Source organism: Glaciihabitans arcticus, from assembly GCF_004310685.1.
GTDB lineage: Bacteria > Actinomycetota > Actinomycetes > Actinomycetales > Microbacteriaceae > Conyzicola > Conyzicola arctica.
This window is the reverse complement of sequence record NZ_SISG01000001.1, coordinates 1,683,247-1,701,057: the sequence shown is the minus strand read 5'-3', so window position 1 is coordinate 1,701,057 and position 17,811 is coordinate 1,683,247. Positions and strand designations below refer to the sequence as shown.

Annotated in this window: 23 protein-coding genes; 19 read left to right on the top strand and 4 right to left on the bottom strand. The window is 67.1% G+C overall.

Annotated elements, in window-relative coordinates:
• Nucleotides 1-12: 12 nt before the first annotated feature.
• Nucleotides 13-990, top strand: a complete 978-nt coding sequence (locus EYE40_RS08190) for a hypothetical protein (protein ID WP_130981490.1) — start codon at nucleotides 13-15, stop codon at nucleotides 988-990.
• Complete coding sequence (locus tag EYE40_RS08185) at nucleotides 987-1,325, top strand: GntR family transcriptional regulator (RefSeq protein ID WP_130981489.1); 339 nt, start codon at nucleotides 987-989, stop codon at nucleotides 1,323-1,325. The genes EYE40_RS08190 and EYE40_RS08185 overlap by 4 nt, the downstream gene beginning before the upstream one ends.
• Here EYE40_RS08185 and EYE40_RS08180 read toward each other — a convergent pair.
• The gene (locus EYE40_RS08180; RefSeq protein ID WP_193554496.1) at nucleotides 1,322-1,909 is read right to left on the bottom strand and encodes an exonuclease domain-containing protein; all 588 of its coding nucleotides are present in this window, start codon (nucleotides 1,907-1,909) and stop codon (nucleotides 1,322-1,324) included. The two genes, EYE40_RS08185 and EYE40_RS08180, sit on opposite strands and share 4 nt — an antisense overlap.
• Before the next feature lie 68 nt (nucleotides 1,910-1,977).
• Between EYE40_RS08180 and EYE40_RS08175 the strand changes: the two genes are divergently transcribed.
• The 11 genes from EYE40_RS08175 (at nucleotide 1,978) to EYE40_RS08125 (ending at nucleotide 8,890) form a co-directional block, all read left to right on the top strand.
• The gene (locus EYE40_RS08175) at nucleotides 1,978-2,454 is read left to right on the top strand and encodes a hypothetical protein (RefSeq protein WP_193554495.1); all 477 of its coding nucleotides are present in this window, start codon (nucleotides 1,978-1,980) and stop codon (nucleotides 2,452-2,454) included.
• A gap of 14 nt (nucleotides 2,455-2,468) precedes the next feature.
• Nucleotides 2,469-2,696 (top strand): DUF4345 family protein, encoded by a 228-nt coding sequence (locus EYE40_RS08170; RefSeq protein ID WP_130981486.1) that lies wholly within the window; start codon nucleotides 2,469-2,471, stop codon nucleotides 2,694-2,696.
• A complete protein-coding gene (locus EYE40_RS08165; RefSeq protein ID WP_130981485.1) occupies nucleotides 2,693-3,145 on the top strand; it encodes a hypothetical protein in 453 nt (150 codons plus the stop codon). Before EYE40_RS08170 ends, EYE40_RS08165 begins: the two co-directional genes overlap by 4 nt.
• Before the next feature lie 11 nt (nucleotides 3,146-3,156).
• Nucleotides 3,157-4,233: a redox-regulated ATPase YchF gene (gene ychF, locus EYE40_RS08160; protein WP_130981484.1), complete on the top strand. Its 1,077-nt coding sequence runs from the start codon at nucleotides 3,157-3,159 to the stop codon at nucleotides 4,231-4,233.
• 107 nt (nucleotides 4,234-4,340) lie between these two features.
• Nucleotides 4,341-4,748 (top strand): hypothetical protein, encoded by a 408-nt coding sequence (locus EYE40_RS08155; RefSeq protein WP_130981483.1) that lies wholly within the window; start codon nucleotides 4,341-4,343, stop codon nucleotides 4,746-4,748.
• Between the two features lie 26 nt (nucleotides 4,749-4,774).
• On the top strand, nucleotides 4,775-5,455 hold the full coding sequence (locus EYE40_RS08150; protein WP_130981482.1) for a hypothetical protein: 681 nt from the start codon (nucleotides 4,775-4,777) through the stop codon (nucleotides 5,453-5,455).
• 93 nt (nucleotides 5,456-5,548) lie between these two features.
• On the top strand, nucleotides 5,549-5,869 hold the full coding sequence (locus EYE40_RS08145) for a hypothetical protein (protein WP_130981481.1): 321 nt from the start codon (nucleotides 5,549-5,551) through the stop codon (nucleotides 5,867-5,869).
• Nucleotides 5,870-5,977: 108 nt separating this feature from the next.
• On the top strand, nucleotides 5,978-6,382 hold the full coding sequence (locus EYE40_RS08140) for a hypothetical protein (protein WP_130981480.1): 405 nt from the start codon (nucleotides 5,978-5,980) through the stop codon (nucleotides 6,380-6,382).
• 27 nt (nucleotides 6,383-6,409) lie between these two features.
• Nucleotides 6,410-6,592 carry a hypothetical protein gene (locus EYE40_RS08135; RefSeq protein WP_130981479.1) on the top strand — a complete coding sequence of 61 codons (183 nt, stop codon included), beginning with the start codon at nucleotides 6,410-6,412 and terminating at the stop codon, nucleotides 6,590-6,592.
• A 59-nt stretch (nucleotides 6,593-6,651) separates the two neighbouring features.
• Nucleotides 6,652-8,232: an ABC-F family ATP-binding cassette domain-containing protein gene (locus EYE40_RS08130; protein WP_130981478.1), complete on the top strand. Its 1,581-nt coding sequence runs from the start codon at nucleotides 6,652-6,654 to the stop codon at nucleotides 8,230-8,232.
• A gap of 40 nt (nucleotides 8,233-8,272) precedes the next feature.
• Entirely contained in the window at nucleotides 8,273-8,890 is a 618-nt protein-coding gene (locus EYE40_RS08125; RefSeq protein ID WP_130981477.1) for a hypothetical protein, read from the top strand.
• Nucleotides 8,891-8,942: 52 nt separating this feature from the next.
• Here the strand turns inward: EYE40_RS08125 and EYE40_RS08120 are convergent, their stop codons facing one another.
• Nucleotides 8,943-9,224 (bottom strand): Fe-S cluster assembly protein HesB, encoded by a 282-nt coding sequence (locus tag EYE40_RS08120; protein ID WP_130981476.1) that lies wholly within the window; start codon nucleotides 9,222-9,224, stop codon nucleotides 8,943-8,945.
• Nucleotides 9,225-9,388: 164 nt separating this feature from the next.
• Here EYE40_RS08120 and nadE point away from each other — a divergent pair, with 164 nt between their 5' ends.
• On the top strand, nucleotides 9,389-10,210 hold the full coding sequence (gene nadE, locus EYE40_RS08115; protein ID WP_130981475.1) for an ammonia-dependent NAD(+) synthetase: 822 nt from the start codon (nucleotides 9,389-9,391) through the stop codon (nucleotides 10,208-10,210).
• Nucleotides 10,198-11,517, top strand: a complete 1,320-nt coding sequence (locus tag EYE40_RS08110) for a CCA tRNA nucleotidyltransferase (RefSeq protein ID WP_130981474.1) — start codon at nucleotides 10,198-10,200, stop codon at nucleotides 11,515-11,517. Before nadE ends, EYE40_RS08110 begins: the two co-directional genes overlap by 13 nt.
• On the opposite strand, the gene EYE40_RS08105 is transcribed toward EYE40_RS08110, so the two are convergent.
• The gene (locus EYE40_RS08105; RefSeq protein ID WP_338029022.1) at nucleotides 11,504-12,070 is read right to left on the bottom strand and encodes a carboxymuconolactone decarboxylase family protein; all 567 of its coding nucleotides are present in this window, start codon (nucleotides 12,068-12,070) and stop codon (nucleotides 11,504-11,506) included. The genes EYE40_RS08110 and EYE40_RS08105 overlap by 14 nt on opposite strands.
• 60 nt (nucleotides 12,071-12,130) lie before the next feature.
• Here EYE40_RS08105 and EYE40_RS08100 point away from each other — a divergent pair, with 60 nt between their 5' ends.
• Nucleotides 12,131-12,772, top strand: coding sequence for an LON peptidase substrate-binding domain-containing protein (locus tag EYE40_RS08100; protein WP_240034761.1), 642 nt, complete (start codon nucleotides 12,131-12,133; stop codon nucleotides 12,770-12,772).
• On the opposite strand, the gene EYE40_RS08095 is transcribed toward EYE40_RS08100, so the two are convergent.
• Nucleotides 12,769-13,356, bottom strand: coding sequence for a TetR/AcrR family transcriptional regulator (locus EYE40_RS08095; RefSeq protein ID WP_130981472.1), 588 nt, complete (start codon nucleotides 13,354-13,356; stop codon nucleotides 12,769-12,771). The two genes, EYE40_RS08100 and EYE40_RS08095, sit on opposite strands and share 4 nt — an antisense overlap.
• A gap of 100 nt (nucleotides 13,357-13,456) precedes the next feature.
• Here EYE40_RS08095 and EYE40_RS08090 point away from each other — a divergent pair, with 100 nt between their 5' ends.
• The 3 genes from EYE40_RS08090 to EYE40_RS08080 all read left to right on the top strand — a co-directional run bounded on the left by EYE40_RS08090 (nucleotide 13,457) and on the right by EYE40_RS08080 (nucleotide 17,797).
• On the top strand, nucleotides 13,457-13,687 hold the full coding sequence (locus EYE40_RS08090) for a putative antibiotic biosynthesis monooxygenase (protein ID WP_193554494.1): 231 nt from the start codon (nucleotides 13,457-13,459) through the stop codon (nucleotides 13,685-13,687).
• Nucleotides 13,688-13,779: 92 nt separating this feature from the next.
• Nucleotides 13,780-14,091, top strand: coding sequence for an excalibur calcium-binding domain-containing protein (locus EYE40_RS08085; protein ID WP_130981471.1), 312 nt, complete (start codon nucleotides 13,780-13,782; stop codon nucleotides 14,089-14,091).
• 262 nt (nucleotides 14,092-14,353) lie between these two features.
• Nucleotides 14,354-17,797 carry a DUF4132 domain-containing protein gene (locus EYE40_RS08080; RefSeq protein ID WP_130981470.1) on the top strand — a complete coding sequence of 1,148 codons (3,444 nt, stop codon included), beginning with the start codon at nucleotides 14,354-14,356 and terminating at the stop codon, nucleotides 17,795-17,797.
• Nucleotides 17,798-17,811: the final 14 nt, after the last annotated feature.

Sequence of the window (17,811 nt, the reverse complement as noted above, 5' to 3'; positions counted from 1 at the left end):
TTAGGCGCTTCGATGTTCCTGCTCTTCCCCTTCGCGCTCGTCGTCATCGGCGCGCTCATTGTCGTTCTGCTCGTGCTGCGCACCCGCTCGCGCGCTCGCTCCGAACAGTTCATCGATCACTCGCTCGAGGTCGACGCCGTTGTGCGCGGACTGCGGTTCAGGATGACGATCGCGTTCGGTGTGTTCTTCGTCGTCGCCGTGCTCCTAACTGTCGTCCCACAGCCCGCAAACTGGACTGGTCTCGGCCATGTGCTCGGCGTATCGATAGCGGCCATCCTCGGGTGCCTTGTGGTTTCCGTGGCTCCGCTGCCGGCATGGCCGTCGGCAGGGTCGGTGCGCACAGCTGAGCTCGTGCCGCGTGGTAGCGGAAGTTTCGGACCTCCGTGGGGATTCACTCTCCCGCTCGCCAGTGCCGGCATCCTCGTTGTCTTCCTCGTCGTCACCGCACTTGCCTCGTCGCGCGACGAGCTCGGAATCTGGCGTGCGATCAGCGGAGCCTTCGGTGCCGAGTCGATCAGCGGGAGCCCGAACCCGGCCTGGTTCTACGTGGTGCCGATCATCGCCGCAACAGCAGTGCTCGCCGTCGCGGTGATGATTGCCCTGCGGCGAATCGCCCTCGCGCCGCGACCTGCCTCGTCATATCTCTTCGAAGCGGATGACGCCGCCCGCCGAACCCTCACCCGCTTCGTGATGCTGCTCTCGAGCTCCGCCCTGCTGCTCTACTTCGGAACCTTCGCCGTCGTGGCAGGGGTCTTCACGTCCACCTCGACAACAGTGCGCACTAACCTCCCCGACTGGAGTATCTCTTCCGACAGCCTCGGTCCGGACGCCGACCAACTGCCCCTGTACCTGCAGTCGGCCTTCATCTTTGGCCGCATAGGGACGGTCCTGGGCATCGGACTCGTGCTGCTCGGTCTGGGTCTGCTCGTAGCGGCCATCGTCACCGTGGCGGTGCGCTGGGCACCGGCTCGTGAACCGGTGGACGCATGATCACCGTTGACGACACGAACCCGACGCCACCGTTCGAGCAGATCCGGGCGCAGATCGCCTCGCTGATCGCGGCGGGGGAACTCGCCCATGGCGACCGTTTGCCCACGGTGCGGCAGCTCGCGACCGACCTGCGGCTCGCGCCCGGCACGGTGGCGCGCGCGTACACCGAGCTCGAGGGTGCCGGACTCGTCGAGAGCCGGCGCGGTGCGGGCACACGAGTGACCGGGCACGCCGCGCCGGTGGACCACGCCGCGGTATTCGCGGTGGCGGCCCAGGCGCAGGGGCTCAGTCTCGCTGCGGCGCTCGCGGCAGTGAAGAAGGTTTGGGTCGTCTAGACGAACTGCACGACCGGCGGGCCGATACGGCCCATACGGTTGCCGGTCAGCGCGACGAGGTGGGCGAGATCCGAGGCATCATGGCGCTTCGCCGCGTGGATCATGATCGCCGCGCAGGCCTGCGCGTCGGCGAGTGCGTCGTGATGCTGGAAGTCCTCGAAGCCGGCCGCCATGGCCGCGACCGGCAGGCGGTAGGAGTCGAGGTGGTAGGTCTTGCGGGCAACCTGCAGGCTGCAGGCGTACGTGAACTCGGGGGTCGCGGTGACGGTGGCCGCGCAGGCCGCAGCGATCACACCCATGTCGAAGCCGGCGTTGTGGGCGACCAACGCATCCCTCTCGGCAAAGGCGACGAGATCGGCCAACTGGTCGACCCAGGATGCTGCGCCGATGACGTCGACGGGCTGGATGCCATGGATGCGAATGTTCCACTCGTTGAAAACGTCGTGACCGATCGGGGGCTGGATGAACCAGCTCGCCGTCTCCACCACACGACCGTCGCGTACCTTGACCAGGCCGACCGAGCACGCGCTCGCCGCGGAGCCGTTGGCTGTCTCGAAGTCGATGGCGGTGAAGTTCAGGGGCACTCTTCGATGGTTGCACGGGGGTGCGACTTTGCTCGCGCGGGCGACGGCGAGGCGCGTTCCCTGTGGGGATGAAGCGACTCCTGCTCGTTGCGGTACTCCTGGCTGTCGGTCTGACGGGATGCGCGGCGCAGGTGAACGAACCGTGCCTGTCATGGGTTGATCTCAGTGATCCCGCCGATGCGGCCGAGGCTGCGGACCTGGTGATCATCGGCGAGGAGATCGGCCCGGATGGCACCGAGAGCTATTTCGGCACCCCGGGCATCGCCACAGTTCACCGGGTGCATGTCGACCAGGTGCTCAAGGGCACGCTCGACGATCAGGAGATCCGCGTCCTCTCCGTACCGGAGTCGGCGTGCGGTACCGGCCCCGTCGACCGGTACCCCAACGGCGACCCGCTCGATGTCTCCGGTCCAGCCGAATACTTCCTGACCGACGACGAGGGACAGTGGCGCACGCAGACACCCTCGGCCGGCGTGATGATGATCCCCGCCGACGGCGTGCTGCCGTGGGATCCCACAGGTCCGACGCCTTCGCCCGCGCCGTAGGTCATACTTTCGGCATGAAGCGACTCCTGCTCATCCTTCTCGGTGTTCTCGGCGCGGTGCCCGTGGCGACCGGACTGCTCGCGATCGTCGTCGCGGGAGGCGTCGCCCGGGTGATCTCGGTGATCGCGGTCGGCTGGCCGCATCCCGTGTATATCGGTGCGATGGCGGTTGAGCTGGTCGTTGTGCCGCTGCTCATCGTGTGGCACGCGAGGCAGTACCCGATTCGGCCGGTTTCGGGATGAAGCGGCTCCTGCTCGTCGCACTGATCCTGGCCGCGGGGCTCACCGGGTGCACGCAGACCACCTGCGCATCGTGGGTCGACTTCCGCACCCCCGCCGAGATGGCGGACTCCGCCGACCTCGTGATCGTCGGCGAGGAGACCGGCACCGACGGCGTCACGTTCTCCATGGGCGTCAGCGCGACGGCGCACACGGTTCGCGTCGACGAAGTACTGAAGGGTGAGCTCGACGTTGCGGAGATCCGCGTTGTATCGCTGCCCGACTCCTGCGGCGCGACCGGCGACTTTTACCCCGAGGGCGACCCGATCGAGGTCGATGGGCCGGCGGAGTTCTTCCTCGTACGGTCTGACGGCAACTGGACCTCGCTCACCCCGTTCGAGAGCGCGGCGGTAATCCCTGCCGAGGGGACGCTGCCATGGAACCCGACTCCGACCCCGACACCAACGCCGTAGACTTATGCCCCGTGGCTCTCACTATCGCGATCGTCGGACTCCCTAACGTAGGCAAGTCCACCCTCTTCAACGCTCTCACCAAGAGCTCGGTCCTCGCCGCGAACTACCCGTTCGCCACGATCGAACCGAACACCGGCATCGTCAGCCTTCCGGATGCCCGGCTCGCCGTACTCGCCGGCATCTTCTCCTCCGAGCGCATCCTGCCTGCCGCCGTCTCGTTCGTGGACATCGCAGGCATCGTCAAGGGCGCATCCGTCGGCGAGGGCCTGGGCAACAAGTTCCTCGCCAACATCCGCGAGGCCGACGCAATCGCGCAGGTCGTGCGCGGCTTCGAGGACCCGGATGTGGTGCACGTCGACGGCAAGGTCGACGCCGCCAGCGACATGGAGACCATCAACACCGAGCTGATCCTGGCCGACATGCAGACTCTCGAGAAGGCGCAGTCGCGCTACGAGAAGGACTTGCGCGCCAAGAAGATCACCCAGGCCACCATCGACACTGCGGCCGCAGCCGTCGCCTGGCTGAACGAGGGCAAGCCGCTCTCCTCCTCGACGAAGATCGACCTCTCGCTTCTTGCCGAACTCGGACTGCTCACCGTGAAGCCGTTCATCTACGTCTTCAACGTGGACGAGGCGGTGCTGACCTCCGACTCCGCGAAGGCCGCGCTCGCCGCACTCGTGGCGCCGGCCCAGGCCGTGTTCCTCGACGCCAAGCTCGAGTCGGAACTCGTCGACCTCGACGCCGAGGACGCCGCAGAACTGCTCGCCTCCACCGGCCAGGACGAGAGCGGTCTCGACCAGCTCGCCCGCATCGGCTTCAACACGCTCGGCCTGCAGACCTACCTCACGGCCGGTCCGAAAGAGACGCGCGCGTGGACGATCCCGAAGGGCGCCAAGGCCCCGCAGGCCGCAGGCGTCATCCACACCGATTTTGAAAAGGGCTTCATCAAGGCCGAGATCATCGGCTTCGACGACCTCGTCGAGACCGGCTCGATCGCCGAGGCTCGCGCCAAGGGCAAGGCCCGTATCGAGGGCAAGGAATACGTGATGCAGGACGGCGACGTCGTGGAGTTCCGCTTCAACAACTGATTCGAAGGTGAATCGCTGAGGACTGCACTTTTGAGCCGGTTCCGGCGATTCGAGCCCACACTGGCCAGCTCATTCCGCCGAAACCGGCTCGCAAGTAACCTAGAGCCATGACTCGAGTCCCGATGGTGGTCGGCGCGCTGGTGGTCCTCGCGCTGCTTGCGGGTTGTTCGGGCCCGACGGCGGTGACGTCATCCACTGATCGCACCATCGCAATTGCGGCGCAGCACGAGGATGCAGCCGAGCAGGCGCTCGCTCAAGGCACCGTCAGGTGGGGCGATGCCGGATGCATGGTTCTCGGCGACGTGGAGCCGAACCTCGTGGTGTTCCCGCACGGTACGACCCTCGACGGCGAGACCGTCGTGTTGCCGGACGGCACAAAGATCGAGTCGGGGGACAATGTCGCTCTCGGTGGCGGTATGCACTCATCGAAGGACGGGGCGGGGCAGCTGCCCGACATTCCCGCGGAGTGCTTGACCGAGGAGATCTTCTGGGCGAGCGGCGAACTGGGGGAGTGACTCCCGTGAGAGGGCTGCCTGCGCGCGTGAGCAGCATCGCCTTCGATTTCGTCAAGGAAGAGGACGGCGAGGATTTCTTCGTGAAGATCCTTGTGGACGGGGTCGACCTCCGCTCGTACGGCGCACTTCGCGACGAGACACACGCCACCTTCGCGCAACCTTTCTTCCAAGAGGGAGCGCGGCTGGTGCCGCCGTTCCGATCGCGGCGTCTCTTTCTGTACACCTGCGACTGCGGTTTCGAAGGCTGCAGCGATGTGGCGCCCAGGATCGAGGAAGTTCCCGGTGGGCTTGTACGGTGGAGCGACTTTCGCCAGTTCACGGGCTACGACTGGGGCGAGGCGCACCAGATCCGAACTCGCGGCCGCGCCCTAGCGGTCGACGACCTCTACTTCGACGCTGAGCAGTATCGCGCCGAGGTGGAGCGGGCGCTCGCCGACCAGAGCTGGCACACGCCCGCGATGCGGCGCGAAGCCGCCCTCCGCGAGGCCATCGAGCCGCTTCGGTCGCGCGTGGCGAACGCGGGGTTCCGGCTCGGGTGGGTGAGCAGCTGGCCCCGGACTGCCTGCAGGGTGCTTCTCGAATCGCCGGGCGACATGGGCGACGAGGTCGTACTCATAACCGTCACCGGCGACTGCGATGAGGAGATCGCGCGGTCGGCCTTCGAGCAGCTGCACGCTCTGCCCGTGCGGGAATGGCCGCGCGAGTGAGCGGGCGGTGGCATGTCCATAGGGAGACGGGGCTTCAGCGTCGGACTTACCATCCAGTCGGATGTGCACCGTCGCGCGCCCTAGGCTCGCCTCATGCCCAAGAGGAAGCCGCCAGCAAAGCCAAAGGTGTGGGCGCGCATCGTGCGTGGAGGTTGGGAGCTCTACCTTCCGGACGGAACCACCCTTACCCCGGCGAGGGAACTGAGTCGCACGGAGGCGCGCACGCTCTCGCGGACTCATTCGACCATTCGGATCGGCTATCTCCAGCCGTGCGTCGACCTGACCGGGGACGAAGAGGCTATATCTAGCGAGCTCGCTCTCGTCGAGGACCCGCCCGACACCGGGATGAACAGCGTCCACCTATATCGGTCGACTGGCGGCATTGAGGCGATCGTGTTCGAGATCCACCACTGAACATCGTTCGAGCCGCTTTCGGCGGTTCGAGCCCTCCATGGCAGCCTCACTCGGCCGAATCCGGGGCATTCGCTGTGCTGGATGCGGCAATCTCACTACTGTTGGGCCATGAACCGACTCGTGAGTCTCGGCGGCGTATTGCTCGCCGCCGCGATGCTCGCGGGGTGCTCGAGCCCGAGCGCCATCACGTCATCCAGTGGTCGCATCATCGCCGTCGCGCCAGAACCGTCGGATGCCGCCGAGGACGCGCTCGCGCAGGGGGCGGTCGGGTGGAGCGAAGGCGGCTGCCTGACTCTCGAGGGCGGATCCCCGAACCTGATCGTCTTTCCCCACGGCACAACTCTTGACGGTGACACGGTCGTGCTGCCCGACGGCACGGAGATCCAAGCGGGGGATGACGTCTCTCTCGGTGGCGGCTTTCACGGTGCGATCAGCGCGGCCGATCAGCTGCCGGACGTGCCTCGCGCGTGCATCACGCCCGAGGTCTTCTGGGCAAGCGGCGAGGTGCAGTAGCCGCGAGCCCGGGCTAAAGTCGTGCTCATGGCGAGCGAACCCGAGGGGCAGACCCCACTCACGCAGGAGCAGAAGGCCCAGGCCGCGATCTTCGCCATCATGGGCGGCGCCGACCTCACCTTCGAGGCGATGACACTCGCCAACGAGTACACGGACGGCGTGACCGATCGGATGGCCCGCGCACTCAAGCTGCGCCGCGACGCCGAGTAGGCCCGGTACCCTGAACACCTGAGGTGGCCCCGGCTGCACAACCCGAGGAGTACCACCGCATGAGCATGATCCGCCTGAACGACGTGAACGTCAGCTTCGAGAAGACGCCCGTTCTGAGGGAGGCGTTCTTCCGCCTCGAAACCAGCGATCGGGTCGGCCTGATCGGTCGCAATGGCTCCGGAAAGTCCACCCTGCTCAAGCTCGCCCTCGAGCAGGTGTCGGCGGATTCCGGCACCGTGACCATCGAGCCCGGCACCAAGTTCGGCTACTTCTCGCAGTTCTCCGAGTTGAACGGCACGCAGACGATCCTCGAGGTGCTCGACGGACTCTTCGACGAGATCCACGCGGCGGAACGCGAACTCGCCGAGATCGATGCCGCGATGGCTCTACCCGATGCCGACTACGACCCGCTCATCCACCGCCAGTCGGAGCTGTTCGAGCAGATGGAGCGACTCGATGGCTGGGATTACCAGCGCCACATCGACACCGCGCTGACCACCCTCGGCTTCACCCAGGCGCACCGCGAGAGCGCGATCGACGAGCTCTCCGGCGGCTGGCGCAACCGCGCGGCCCTGGCGAAGATCCTGCTCGAGAAGCCCGATGTTCTGTTGCTGGATGAACCGACGAACTACCTCGACGTCGCGGGGGTCGAGTGGCTCGAGTCGTGGTTCAAGAGCTTCCGCGGCGCCGCGATCATCGTCTCGCACGATCGCAAGTTCCTCGACGCCGTGGTCACGCGGATCATCGAGGTGGAGAACTTCCACCTGCAGGAATATCCGGGCAATTTTGCGGAGTACGTTATCCAGAAGCAATTCCGGCTGAAGACGCTTGAAGCGCAGTTCCAGCACGAGTCCGAGCTGCTCGCCTTCGAGGCCGAGGGCATCGCCGATCGACGCGAGGCTGCCAAGAACGCCAGCAAGGGCCTCGGCAAGGAGCTTTCGAAGATCAAGAAGGCGCGCGCACCGCGACCGGTCGACGAGATCATCACCGAGATCTACCGCGGCCTGCACGTCAAGGACGTGCTGTGCCGGGTGGAGAGCCTCAGCAAGTCGTACGGCGACAAGCTGCTGTTCGAGGACCTCACGCTGGAGATCCGCCGCGGCAACCGCATCGTGGTGCTCGGCTCGAACGGCTCGGGCAAGAGCACCCTGCTGCGTGTGCTCATGGGCGAGGAGAAGGCAGACCACGGCCGTGCCGACTGGGTCGGCGGTGCCAAGGTCATCTCGTACAACCAGGTACTCGCCGAACTCGACGACGAGGACACCGTCACCCACGCTGTCAACGCCATGCCCGACAGCCTCGCCCTCACCGCCACACGCAAGTCGGTAGGGCGCTTCCTGTCGATGTTCCAGTTCTCCGAGGCTGACCTCAAGCAACGCATCGGCAACCTGTCGGGCGGCCAGCGGGCTCGCGTCGCGATGGCCCAGTGCCTGCTGAGCGGCGCATCCGTTCTGGTTCTGGATGAGCCCACCAACCACCTCGACATGGCGAGCACGCAGGTCATGGAGCGAGCGCTCATCCACTTCCCGGGAGCGGTGGTCGTCGTCAGCCATGACAGGTTCTTCACCGACAAGATCGCGACGCGGCGACTCGTGTTCGACGCGGCGACGCCCGGCGTGATCGCGGTCGGGGCGGCGTAGCGGCGCTAGGCTCATCCCGATATCCGAACAAGGAGTTGTCGTGAGCGATGTAACGCCCGAACCAGTTGCCGCGCCCGAGCCCGAGCCCGCGCCCGGCTACGTCGCCGCGCCCGTGCCCGGAGTGCTGCTCGGCCCGCGCAGCCCGCTTCTCATGGGCGCCATCGGTGTGGTGCTGGTGATCGCGGGTGTGGCCAACTGCCTTCTGTTCAACATGTCGCCTGGTGGCCCGGTCGAGGGAGTGCTCGCCTACGGCAGCGGCTTCAGCTGGCTGCTCACCGGCCTCGCCCTCGGCATCGTGGGGATCGTGCTGAGCCGTCGCGGCAACGCGGCAATGGTCGGCCGGCCCGGCATCGACGGGCTCTCGATCACCTCGGTGAGCCTCGCCGGCGCAGCGGTCGTCGTGTGGGCGATCCTCGGCGGTTTCCACTTTCTCCAGCGCGTTCTCACCGGCGTCGAGTACCGCTACATGGAGGACGTGAACGGTGCGTTCTTTGCCGGCATCCCGTGGATGCTCGCCATCATCTTCGGCGCCATCTCGTTCCGCGAGGGACGCAGCACGTCGAATCTGCTCTCCCTGATCGGCATCGGGGTCGGGATCCTCCTGCTCATCCCCACGCTGGCCTCGGGTGTCATCTACGGGCTGCACCTCAGCCCGTAAACACAGCAGCGCCGCCGACCCGAGGGTCGACGGCGCAACTGCTGGGAGGTTTCTAGACCGCCGGTGCGAGGGCGAACCGAATAGCTCCGGTGTCGTCCTTCTGTGCGTCGAGGATCTTGTCCCCGATGCTGGCGGATGCGGCCTCGTCGAGGAAGACGCGCGCGCCTTCGTTCTCAACCACAAGGTCCTGGGGCTCAGGCGCTGCAGCGACGGCGACGTTGAAGCCGTCCTGCGCGCTGGCGATGCGGAGACCGCCGGTGGTGGTCTCGGCTCCGAGGGTGCGCTCCGAGAGTTCCTTGACGGCGGTGCTGGCGTTGTCGGTAAGAGTAAGCATGGGGGTTCTTCCTTCCGATTGCGCTTCCGAGTAAGGAAACGAAGTCACCTACTCTTCACGGGTTTCGGCCGAGACCCAAGCGAACGGAGGGTATGCACACGGGGCACTGATGCAACTGCCAGACGGGCAATGCCGCCGAAACATCTGCGGCGTATTCTGAACGCATGCGCGCAGAACAGCAGAGAATCATCGCCGACCTCCACGTGTCACCGAACGTCGACCCCGCCGCGGAGATCGAGCGCCGTGTCGGCTTCCTCGTCGAGTACCTGAAGAAGACGGGCGCCAAGGGCCTCGTGCTCGGCATCAGCGGCGGACAGGACTCGAGCCTCGCCGGCCGCCTCTGCCAGCTCGCGGTCGAGCAGTTGCGCGCGGAGGGATCGGACGCCAGCTTCGTCGCCGTGCGCCTGCCGTACACGGTGCAGGCCGATGAGGAGGATGCCCAGCTCGCACTCTCGTTCATCAAGCCCGATCGCACCATCACCTTCAACATCCATCGCGCTGTCGACGGCTTCGAGGCGGAGTTCGACGAGTCGGTGGAGGAGATGATCGATTTCACCAAAGGCAACGTCAAGGCGCGCTCGCGCATGATCGCCCAGTACGCGATCGCCGGACAACTCGGCTATCTGGTGGTCGGCACCGACCACGCCGCCGAGGCGGTCACCGGCTTCTTCACCAAATTCGGCGACGGTGGCGCAGACGTACTTCCCCTCACCGGACTGAACAAGCGCCAGGGCAAATCCCTGCTGCAGGCGCTGGATGCCCCGGCTCGCCTCTACGAGAAGCTCCCCACCGCCGATCTCCTCGACGACAACCCTGGCCAGACGGATGAAGCCAACCTGGGGCTGAAGTACTCGGATCTCGATGACTTCCTCGAAGGACTCGACGTACCCGACGAGGTTGCCGAGGCGATCGAGGCCCGCTACCGCGCCACCGAGCACAAGCGCCAGGTGCCGGTGTCGCTGTTCGACGAGTGGTGGCGCAGCTGAGCCTGCTCGACCTCACGCCCGGCGCGAGAGCCGTCGTCGAGGCCTGCCGCCGCGTGGGCGCCCGCCCGCTCGTGGTCGGCGGCGCGATCCGGGATGCGCTGCTCGGCGTCGCCAGCAAGGACCTCGATATCGAGGTGCACGGTGTCACCGATCGTGCGCTCCTGCTGGCTGCGCTCGCCGAAGTGGGGGCGGTCGCGGAGCAGGGCGCATCCTTCGATGTCATCGCGGTTCGAGTTGACGGCGCGGATCTCGACCTCAGCATCTCGGATGCCCCGATCGACCTCGCCTTCTCGAGGCGGGATTTCACCATCAACGCGATGGGCTGGGATCCGATCACCGACGAGCTCATCGACCCCTTCGGCGGTCAGAGGGACCTGGCAAGAGCGATCCTGCGCCATACCTCGGCGAGCTTCGGCGACGACCCGCTGCGGGTGCTGCGCGGTGTGCAGTTCGTTGGCCGGTTCGGATTCGCGCTCGCCGCGGAGACGAAGGGCGTGTGCCGCGAGCTCGCCCCGCGCTTCGACGAGCTCGCGACCGAGCGGGTGTGGGAGGAGTGGCGCAAGCTGGCACGCCGCGCCCGATTCTGGCCGGAAGCGCTCGACGCTCTGAAGCAGACCGGCTGGCTCGCGCACTTTCCCGACCTGGATGCGACGCGCGGCGTTAAGCAGGACCCGATCTGGCACAGCGAGGGCGACGTCTTCACGCACCTCGGCCTCGCCGCGGGCAAGGCGGCAGAGTTCGCCGAGCGCGACGGGCTGAGTGACACCGACCGCGAGGTGGCGGTGCTCGCGGCCCTTGTTCACGACTTCGGTAAGGTCACCCACACGGAGATCGGTGAGCGCATCACCTCGCACGGTCATGCCGAGGCGGGGGTCGAGCCTGCGCGCGCGTTCCTCGCCGAGATCGGGGCGCCGCGACACGTGGAGGCCCGCATCCTGCCGGTCGTGCGCGAGCACATGGCGCACGTCTCGATGCAGGGCTCGCCGTCGCGGCCCGCTGTGCGCAGGCTCATGCGTCGGCTCGGGGATGCGTCGATCCACGACTGGGCGCGGGTCGTCGATGCGGACTGCGCGGGACGTGGGGCGTCATCCAAGGCCAGTCCGGCGGGCGCCTGGGTCACCATCGCGGAGAGCATCGGCGGGGCACCCGCGCGCGGGCTGCTCACCGGCGAGCATCTCATCGCGCGCGGGCTGCGGCCCGGCCCGGAGTTCGGGCGCATCCTCGGCGAAGCGCTTGCCGCCCAGGACGACGAGGTCTTCGCCGACGAGGCGGGCGCCGTCGAGTGGTTCGACGCTAGAGCCCGCTGACCAGGGCCGCGTGGAGCGAGGCGGAGAGCCCCGGCAGCTCCTCGACCTCGATCGCGAGCGCCTGCACCGCGCGGCTGTAGTAGTTGCGAACGGCGGCTGCGAGGGCGATGTTCACGATCTCGGTGTCGCTGAAGCCGTGCTCTCGCAGCCGCCGGCTATCATCATCGGTCATGGATGACGCATCGCGGCTCACTTTCTCCGCGAACTCCATCATCGCGACCTCGGCGTCACTCAGTCCCGCCGACCGGTAGTCGAGGGCGATGCCGGTGAGCTGGTCCTCGTCGAACAAGGCGAGGCTCGCACGGCCGTGCGCGAGTCGACAGTGTGCCGAGCGGGCGCCCCGGGCGGCGGCCAGTGTCACGAGCCTGTATCGACGGGTGCCGAGCGCCCCGCCGATGGCGCCGGTCAGCTGCTCGAACGCCTGCAGTGCCTCGGGATTCAGGTTCATCGCCTTCGTGTGCAGCGGCACGTAGCCAAGGTCGGCACGGTCCGCCGCGTAGGACTCGGCGACAAGCCCTGTCGCCTCGGATTCCGGAATCGTCTGGATGATCATGTGCTCCATGTTTGCACTCGCGAACAGACGCGGCCAGCCCCCATCTCGTAGGCTCGGGGAATGGACCGCGACCTGCCCATGTTTCCGCTCGGCTCCGTGCTGTTCCCGCACATGCCCGTACAGCTGCGGGTCTTCGAGCAGCGCTACATGGTGATGCTGGCCGAGATTCTCGATGTAGAGCCGTCCGAATTCGGGGTGGTGCTCATCGAGCGCGGCCAGGAGGTCGGCGGCGGCGAGCAGCGGTTCTCCGCCGGCACGATCGCGCGCATCGCCGAGCTCGAGGGCGCCGAGGGCTTCGTCGCGCTGGTCGCGGAGGGTGCGAACCGCTTCGTTGTAGAGGAGTGGCTGGATGACGCCCCCTACCCGCGCGCCCGCGTCCGCGAGCTGCCCGACCTGGTCTGGGACGAGGAACTCGAGCCGCTGCGCGAGCGCGCCGAGAAGCTCGTGCGTCGAGCCCTCGCCGTGGCCAGCGAATTCGCCGACCAGCAATGGGCTGCGGATGTCTCGCTCTCGGGTGACCCCCTCGAATCCAGTTGGCAGCTCGCTGCGATCTCGCCGCTCGGCCCGCTCGACCAGGTGGCCCTGCTGCGCGTGGAATCCCTGAAGGAGCTGCTCGACCTCGTCATCGAACTCACCGAGGGCGTCGACGCGACCTTCGGCAGCCTGCTCGAGGCCGGCGACGAGGACGTCGAAGAGATCTAGCCGACCAGCTCGCGCGTGTACGCCTCGACGGTGGCGAGCACGGCCCGGCGGCGGGCCGCGTCGCGCGCCGCCGTACGCTCCACGGTGCCGGTGTACACCCGGTCCATGTTGCGCAGCACCTGCCAGCCGTCGCAGAGCGTGAGCACGGTGAGCAGGAGCTCCCGGGCGTCATCCTCTGAAATGTCGGGCAGCGCCTCGCGCAGGCGGCGCACTTTGTCGATGCCGCCTGCGATGCGTGTCTCGAGCGCGGTGGGCTCGTCGCGTTCGAGGCCCTCCCAGAAGGTCAGTCGTGCCAGTTCGGGATGCGCCGCCTGGTAATCGAACACCCGCCCGGCGTAGTCGACGACAGCGTCGACGCCCTTTCCGGTGATCGCGATCTCACTCATGACCGCGGCGAGCTGGCGGGCCAGCACGATGCCGAACAGGTCGTCTTTTTTGCCGAAGTACTGGTAGATGCGCTCCTTATTGACTCCGGCGGTCGCGGCGATGCGATCGACTCGTGCGCCGGCCAGGCCGAAGGTGCTGAATTCGGCGGTGGCCGCATCCAGCAAAAGCGTTTTCGTCTTCTCGGTATCCCAGGCCATAACCCCACTCTAGGACTTTCCCAACTGAATAGTTGCAGTTTCGCGAAAAGAGACGTATCGTCGTTCCCAACCATTTAGTTGCAATTTGAAGGAGTCACCCATGACGAACGTCATCACCCCGCCCTCGGTCCACATCCGCGCCCTCGCTACCTGGATCACGATCTTCCCGCTCGTCGCGCTCGGCATGACCTTGATGACCGGATTCACGGGGGAGTGGCACCCCGTGCTGCGCGCCCTCATACTGACCGCGGTCGTTGTGCCGCTTGCCGTTTACCTGATCGTTCCGCGGCTTCTCGGCACGTACATGAAGTTCCGCGCTCGCCGCAGCTGACAACGCCCCAGCACTGGGGGTTAGCGTGCATAGTCGGGGCTGTCTACCTTGGGTGCACCGGCAATCGCCGGAGAGGAACTCTTGGGGGAACAATGAAGCTCCGCACACGCATCTCGGCCGTCGTCTTCGCGGCGATCATCGCCACACCGGCTCTGATGGGCGCCTCGAGCGCCACTGCATCACCGTCCAGCGGTCTCGTCTCGATGGGTGCTGCCGGCGGGACCTTCGCCAACTGCACGGCTCTCAACAAGAAGTACCCGCACGGTGTCGGAAAGAAGGGCGCAAAGGACAAGGTCAGCGGCGCGAGCAAGCCCGTCAAGACCTTCACCGTCAGCACCTCGGTCTACAACAAGAATAAGAAGTCGGACCGCGACAAGGACGGCATCGCCTGCGAGAAGAAGTAACACCCTGCGTGACACCCGCAGCCGCTACGGTATCCGGAACAGCTGGGGGAGCTAATTGCGGGAGAACATCGACGAGTACGTCTTGGGCACCACACCGCGGGAGTGGATCGCTGAGGCCTTTGTATCGCTTCGTGATCACTCGCCACGGTTCGAAGCGGCGATCGTGGGGTACATCCTCACGGGTGAACGGCCGGACGTTCTCTCGAGGCTGAACGACGGCGACCGAGCCGCATTGGCGTCGCATCTCGCGCCTGAACGTGGGATGAGCCATGCCGAGGCCGACCGCGAACAGGCCCACCGTGCCCGGGCCAAGCTTGCGCGGTCTCACCGCGCCATGGTCTATCGCGAACTGGGCGCCATCGACCGGGCAGACGACCTGATCCTGCTGAGGCTCGGCCGGGTGCTCGCTGTGGCGCAGCCGGTCCGGCTGCGGCACGACCACGTACCGGTTCCCGTGCTCGCCCTCCTCAGCGACGCCATGAACATCATCTTCGGCATGGCATGGTTCGAGCCCGCGATGACCAACTGGAGCATCGAGCGCCTCCGCGGCTGGTTGGTGATCGAGGGCGTGCGGGACACCGAGGCCGATGGGCTCATCATCGATCTGCTCATCGGGATGAACGGCTCCAGCGTCGGGTATGAACCGCGCGGACTGCAGACGATCCCGGGCACCGCCGACTTCGTGACCTCACGCGTCGACACCCTCGTGTCCCGACTCGGTCGTTTTCACGAAGACGGGCACTACGAGCTCATCCGCCTCGCCGGCACGCACCCGCCGCTCGCGGCGGCCACGGTCGGGATCCTCGCCGACTACGCGACCGGCCCACTCGCAGGTCTGCGCAAGGCCGCGCTCGCCGTACTGCACGATGTGCCTGCCGACCTGCAGATTCCCCAGCTCGAGGCGCTGCTCGACGAGCGCCCCGCCTCCTACACGCCCCGCGTGATCGCCGCACTCGAGCGGGTTGCGGATGCCCCGGCCGCCGTCGAGGCGCTGCAACGAGCCCTGGACCGCAACTCGAAGGGCAAGCGCGGGGTGCTGTTGGAGGCGGCGATCGAGCGTCTCACCATGTTCGCGCTCGCGCCGCTCACCACGGGACGCGTATCCGCCGACATCCCTATCCCGCCCTTCGAGCCTCTGGTCGACAGCCCGCTCGATGAAGACGCCCGGGCGGGCCTGCGAGCGGCCATCGAGAGCGACCGCGCTCGCTGGCTCGGCATCATCGAGAAAGAGCGGATTGCCGAAGAAAGGGCGCTCGCGACCGGCACACCCCGCCGTTACGGGCACAGCGTGCACCAGGCGCAAGCGGAGGCGGCGAACGCGGATAAGGCGCTCGCGGCGCTCGCGGAGATCGCCGACTACCTCGGCGGCAGCGCCCCGTATCCCGGCTGGGACAAGACGCGCACCCTCGCCTGGCTGGACACCCGGAAACTGTCCGCGCTGACCGACGCGCAACTGGCCCGCCTCGGTGTCAACCTCGAACGCCGGGTTGTCTCCCGGATCCGTACGAGGCCCGATGGGGGAGTCGATCCGCGAGCATTCGCCGAGTTCCTCGTGCGGGTCGGGCTCACCGAGGATGAGGCGCACACCCTCGTCATCAACGCGTATTTCACCGAATGGTCGGCACCGCAGTTCACCTCGACGCAGATGTGGGGCTACTTCCTCGAGTACCCCACGCTGTTCGACATCGTGTTGGGGCTCGCGAGCGGCACGGCCCCCAGCGCCTACTTCGACCATCGGGGGCGGGTGCTCGACATCCTCGCGGACGGACCGCTGATCGCGCCGAAGTACCTTCCGACGGTCACCGGCCTCGCCCTGGGCGAGGCGAAGACCCACCGGATTGCCGCGCAGCGCGTCATCCAGAATCGCGGACTCGCCGAGGGGATCGTCGGGCAGGGCATCGGCGATCGCAACTTCGCCGTGCGCCGGGTGGCCGCCGAATGGGCGGTCGGGATCGGCGGAGACTGGGCCGTGACCCTGCTGAGCGCCGCGCTCGAGAAGGAGCGCCACGAGCAGGTACGGGCCACTCTGCTCTCGGCGCTCGACCGCCTCGGCGTGGACATCCGTGCGGCCCTCACGCCCGAGGGACTGCTGGCCGAGGCGACCGCCGGGCTCGCAAAGAAGAGCCCCGACGCCCTGTATTGGTTTCCGTGGGAGGAGCTGCCCGAGTGCCGCTACTCCGCGAGTGGAGAGCCGGTGCCCGAAGAGGTGTTGCGGTGGTGGATCACCCTGGCCGTGACCCTCAAGGATCCGACCGGACTCGGGCTCATCCCGCTCTATGTGCGCACGCTCGACACGAACAGCCAGCAGGCGCTCGGCCGCACCGTGCTGCTGTCGTGGATCGTGCGCGACATCACCGGACCCGATGACCGGCAGCGACTGACCCACGCCCTCAAGAAGGTCTCGGCATGGGTGCGGCGCTGGCGGAACGAGTTCCAGCTCGCGGACGACGAGTCGACCTTCCTCTTCGGCGACGAGTTCGAGATGCTCGAGAAGGAGGCTGCGGATCTCCATGCCCAGTCCGCCAACGCCGAGCGCGGGATGGTCGCCCTCGCCGGCGGTATCCCCGGCGTCGAGCTCGCTGCCACGGTGCGCGAGTACATGCGGCGCCACCACCTCAAACGACTGCAGATCGAGGCCCTGATGGGGGTGCTCTCGCTCTCCGACGACGCAGAGGCCACCCAGTTGCTGCTCGCCACGGCGCGTGGCTACCGCACCAAGTCGGTTCAGGAGACGGCACGTCGACTCGTCGACGCCGTGGCCGCCCGTCGCGGCTGGTCGGCTGAGCAGCTCGCCGACCGCATGGTTCCGCGCATCGGGCTCGACGACACGGGCAGCCTCTCCCTCACGTTCGGCGCGCGGGACTTCCAGGCGCGCGTCTCCGACGCCCTCACCCTCGAGCTGTTCGACCCCGAGGGTGGGGTGCTGGGGAAACTCCCCGAGCCGCGCGTCAGTGATGACCTCGACCTCGCGAAGGCGTCCAAGGCCACCTTCGCCTCAACGAAGAAAGAGCTCGCCGCCTTCGTCACCGCCCAGCGCAACCGTCTCGTCGACGCCATGTGCGAGCAGCGCGAGTGGACGGTCGAGGACTGGTCGACCCTGGTGCTCGCGCATCCTCTCCTGCGCCGAGTGAGCCGCGGGCTCGTCTGGCGCGTCGTCGACGGTGACATCGTGCGGTACGTGCAGAACCTGGCCGACGGGAGCCTCGTCGACGCCGCCGGTGACTCGGTCACGATCGATGGTGGGCTCGTGACCCTCGCGCACGGCACCCTGATGACGACGGATCAGCGTGCCGAGTGGGCTGGCCGGGAGGCCGCGTTCGACCAGTTCCGCGCGGAGGTACCCGAGCTCGCCGCCGACGCGACCGAGCTGGCGGGGCGCTCCGGAGCCGAGAGCGAGAGTTTTCGGGTGCGGTCGCGTGCGACATCCCGAGGCTGGAAGCGCGGCGAGACCGGCGACAACGTCAACTTCGACGAGTACCGGCGCCCGTTCAGCTCGCTCGGTCTCGAAGCCGTGCTGTTGTTCTCGGGCAGTTCGCTGCCCGAGGAGAGCATCCCCGTCGACATCGGAGAATTCGGGATGCGCCGGATCGACGTCGCCGGGCGCCCCATCGGCGCCGTGCCGCTCGCCGAGGTGCCGCCCGTTCTGCTCGCCGAGATGTACAGCGACTACCTGTGGATCGGCGAAGCCCTGCCCGGAAAACCGTGACACGCGCGAAACAT

Excerpts from the sequence above, each read along its gene's own strand:
- EYE40_RS08190 (WP_130981490.1), top strand. The coding sequence starts at position 13 with ATGTTCCTGCTCTTCCCCTTCGCGCTCGTCGTCATCGGCGCGCTCATT.
- EYE40_RS08185 (WP_130981489.1), top strand. The coding sequence starts at position 987 with ATGATCACCGTTGACGACACGAACCCGACGCCACCGTTCGAGCAGATC.
- EYE40_RS08175 (WP_193554495.1), top strand. The coding sequence starts at position 1,978 with ATGAAGCGACTCCTGCTCGTTGCGGTACTCCTGGCTGTCGGTCTGACG.
- EYE40_RS08170 (WP_130981486.1), top strand. The coding sequence starts at position 2,469 with ATGAAGCGACTCCTGCTCATCCTTCTCGGTGTTCTCGGCGCGGTGCCC.
- EYE40_RS08165 (WP_130981485.1), top strand. The coding sequence starts at position 2,693 with ATGAAGCGGCTCCTGCTCGTCGCACTGATCCTGGCCGCGGGGCTCACC.
- EYE40_RS08155 (WP_130981483.1), top strand. The coding sequence starts at position 4,341 with ATGACTCGAGTCCCGATGGTGGTCGGCGCGCTGGTGGTCCTCGCGCTG.
- EYE40_RS08145 (WP_130981481.1), top strand. The coding sequence starts at position 5,549 with ATGCCCAAGAGGAAGCCGCCAGCAAAGCCAAAGGTGTGGGCGCGCATC.
- EYE40_RS08140 (WP_130981480.1), top strand. The coding sequence starts at position 5,978 with ATGAACCGACTCGTGAGTCTCGGCGGCGTATTGCTCGCCGCCGCGATG.
- EYE40_RS08135 (WP_130981479.1), top strand. The coding sequence starts at position 6,410 with ATGGCGAGCGAACCCGAGGGGCAGACCCCACTCACGCAGGAGCAGAAG.
- EYE40_RS08130 (WP_130981478.1), top strand. The coding sequence starts at position 6,652 with ATGAGCATGATCCGCCTGAACGACGTGAACGTCAGCTTCGAGAAGACG.
- EYE40_RS08120 (WP_130981476.1), bottom strand. The coding sequence starts at position 9,224 with ATGCTTACTCTTACCGACAACGCCAGCACCGCCGTCAAGGAACTCTCG.
- nadE (WP_130981475.1), top strand. The coding sequence starts at position 9,389 with ATGCGCGCAGAACAGCAGAGAATCATCGCCGACCTCCACGTGTCACCG.
- EYE40_RS08105 (WP_338029022.1), bottom strand. The coding sequence starts at position 12,070 with ATGATCATCCAGACGATTCCGGAATCCGAGGCGACAGGGCTTGTCGCC.
- EYE40_RS08100 (WP_240034761.1), top strand. The coding sequence starts at position 12,131 with ATGGACCGCGACCTGCCCATGTTTCCGCTCGGCTCCGTGCTGTTCCCG.
- EYE40_RS08095 (WP_130981472.1), bottom strand. The coding sequence starts at position 13,356 with ATGGCCTGGGATACCGAGAAGACGAAAACGCTTTTGCTGGATGCGGCC.
- EYE40_RS08090 (WP_193554494.1), top strand. The coding sequence starts at position 13,457 with ATGACGAACGTCATCACCCCGCCCTCGGTCCACATCCGCGCCCTCGCT.
- EYE40_RS08085 (WP_130981471.1), top strand. The coding sequence starts at position 13,780 with ATGAAGCTCCGCACACGCATCTCGGCCGTCGTCTTCGCGGCGATCATC.
- EYE40_RS08080 (WP_130981470.1), top strand. The coding sequence starts at position 14,354 with ATGAGCCATGCCGAGGCCGACCGCGAACAGGCCCACCGTGCCCGGGCC.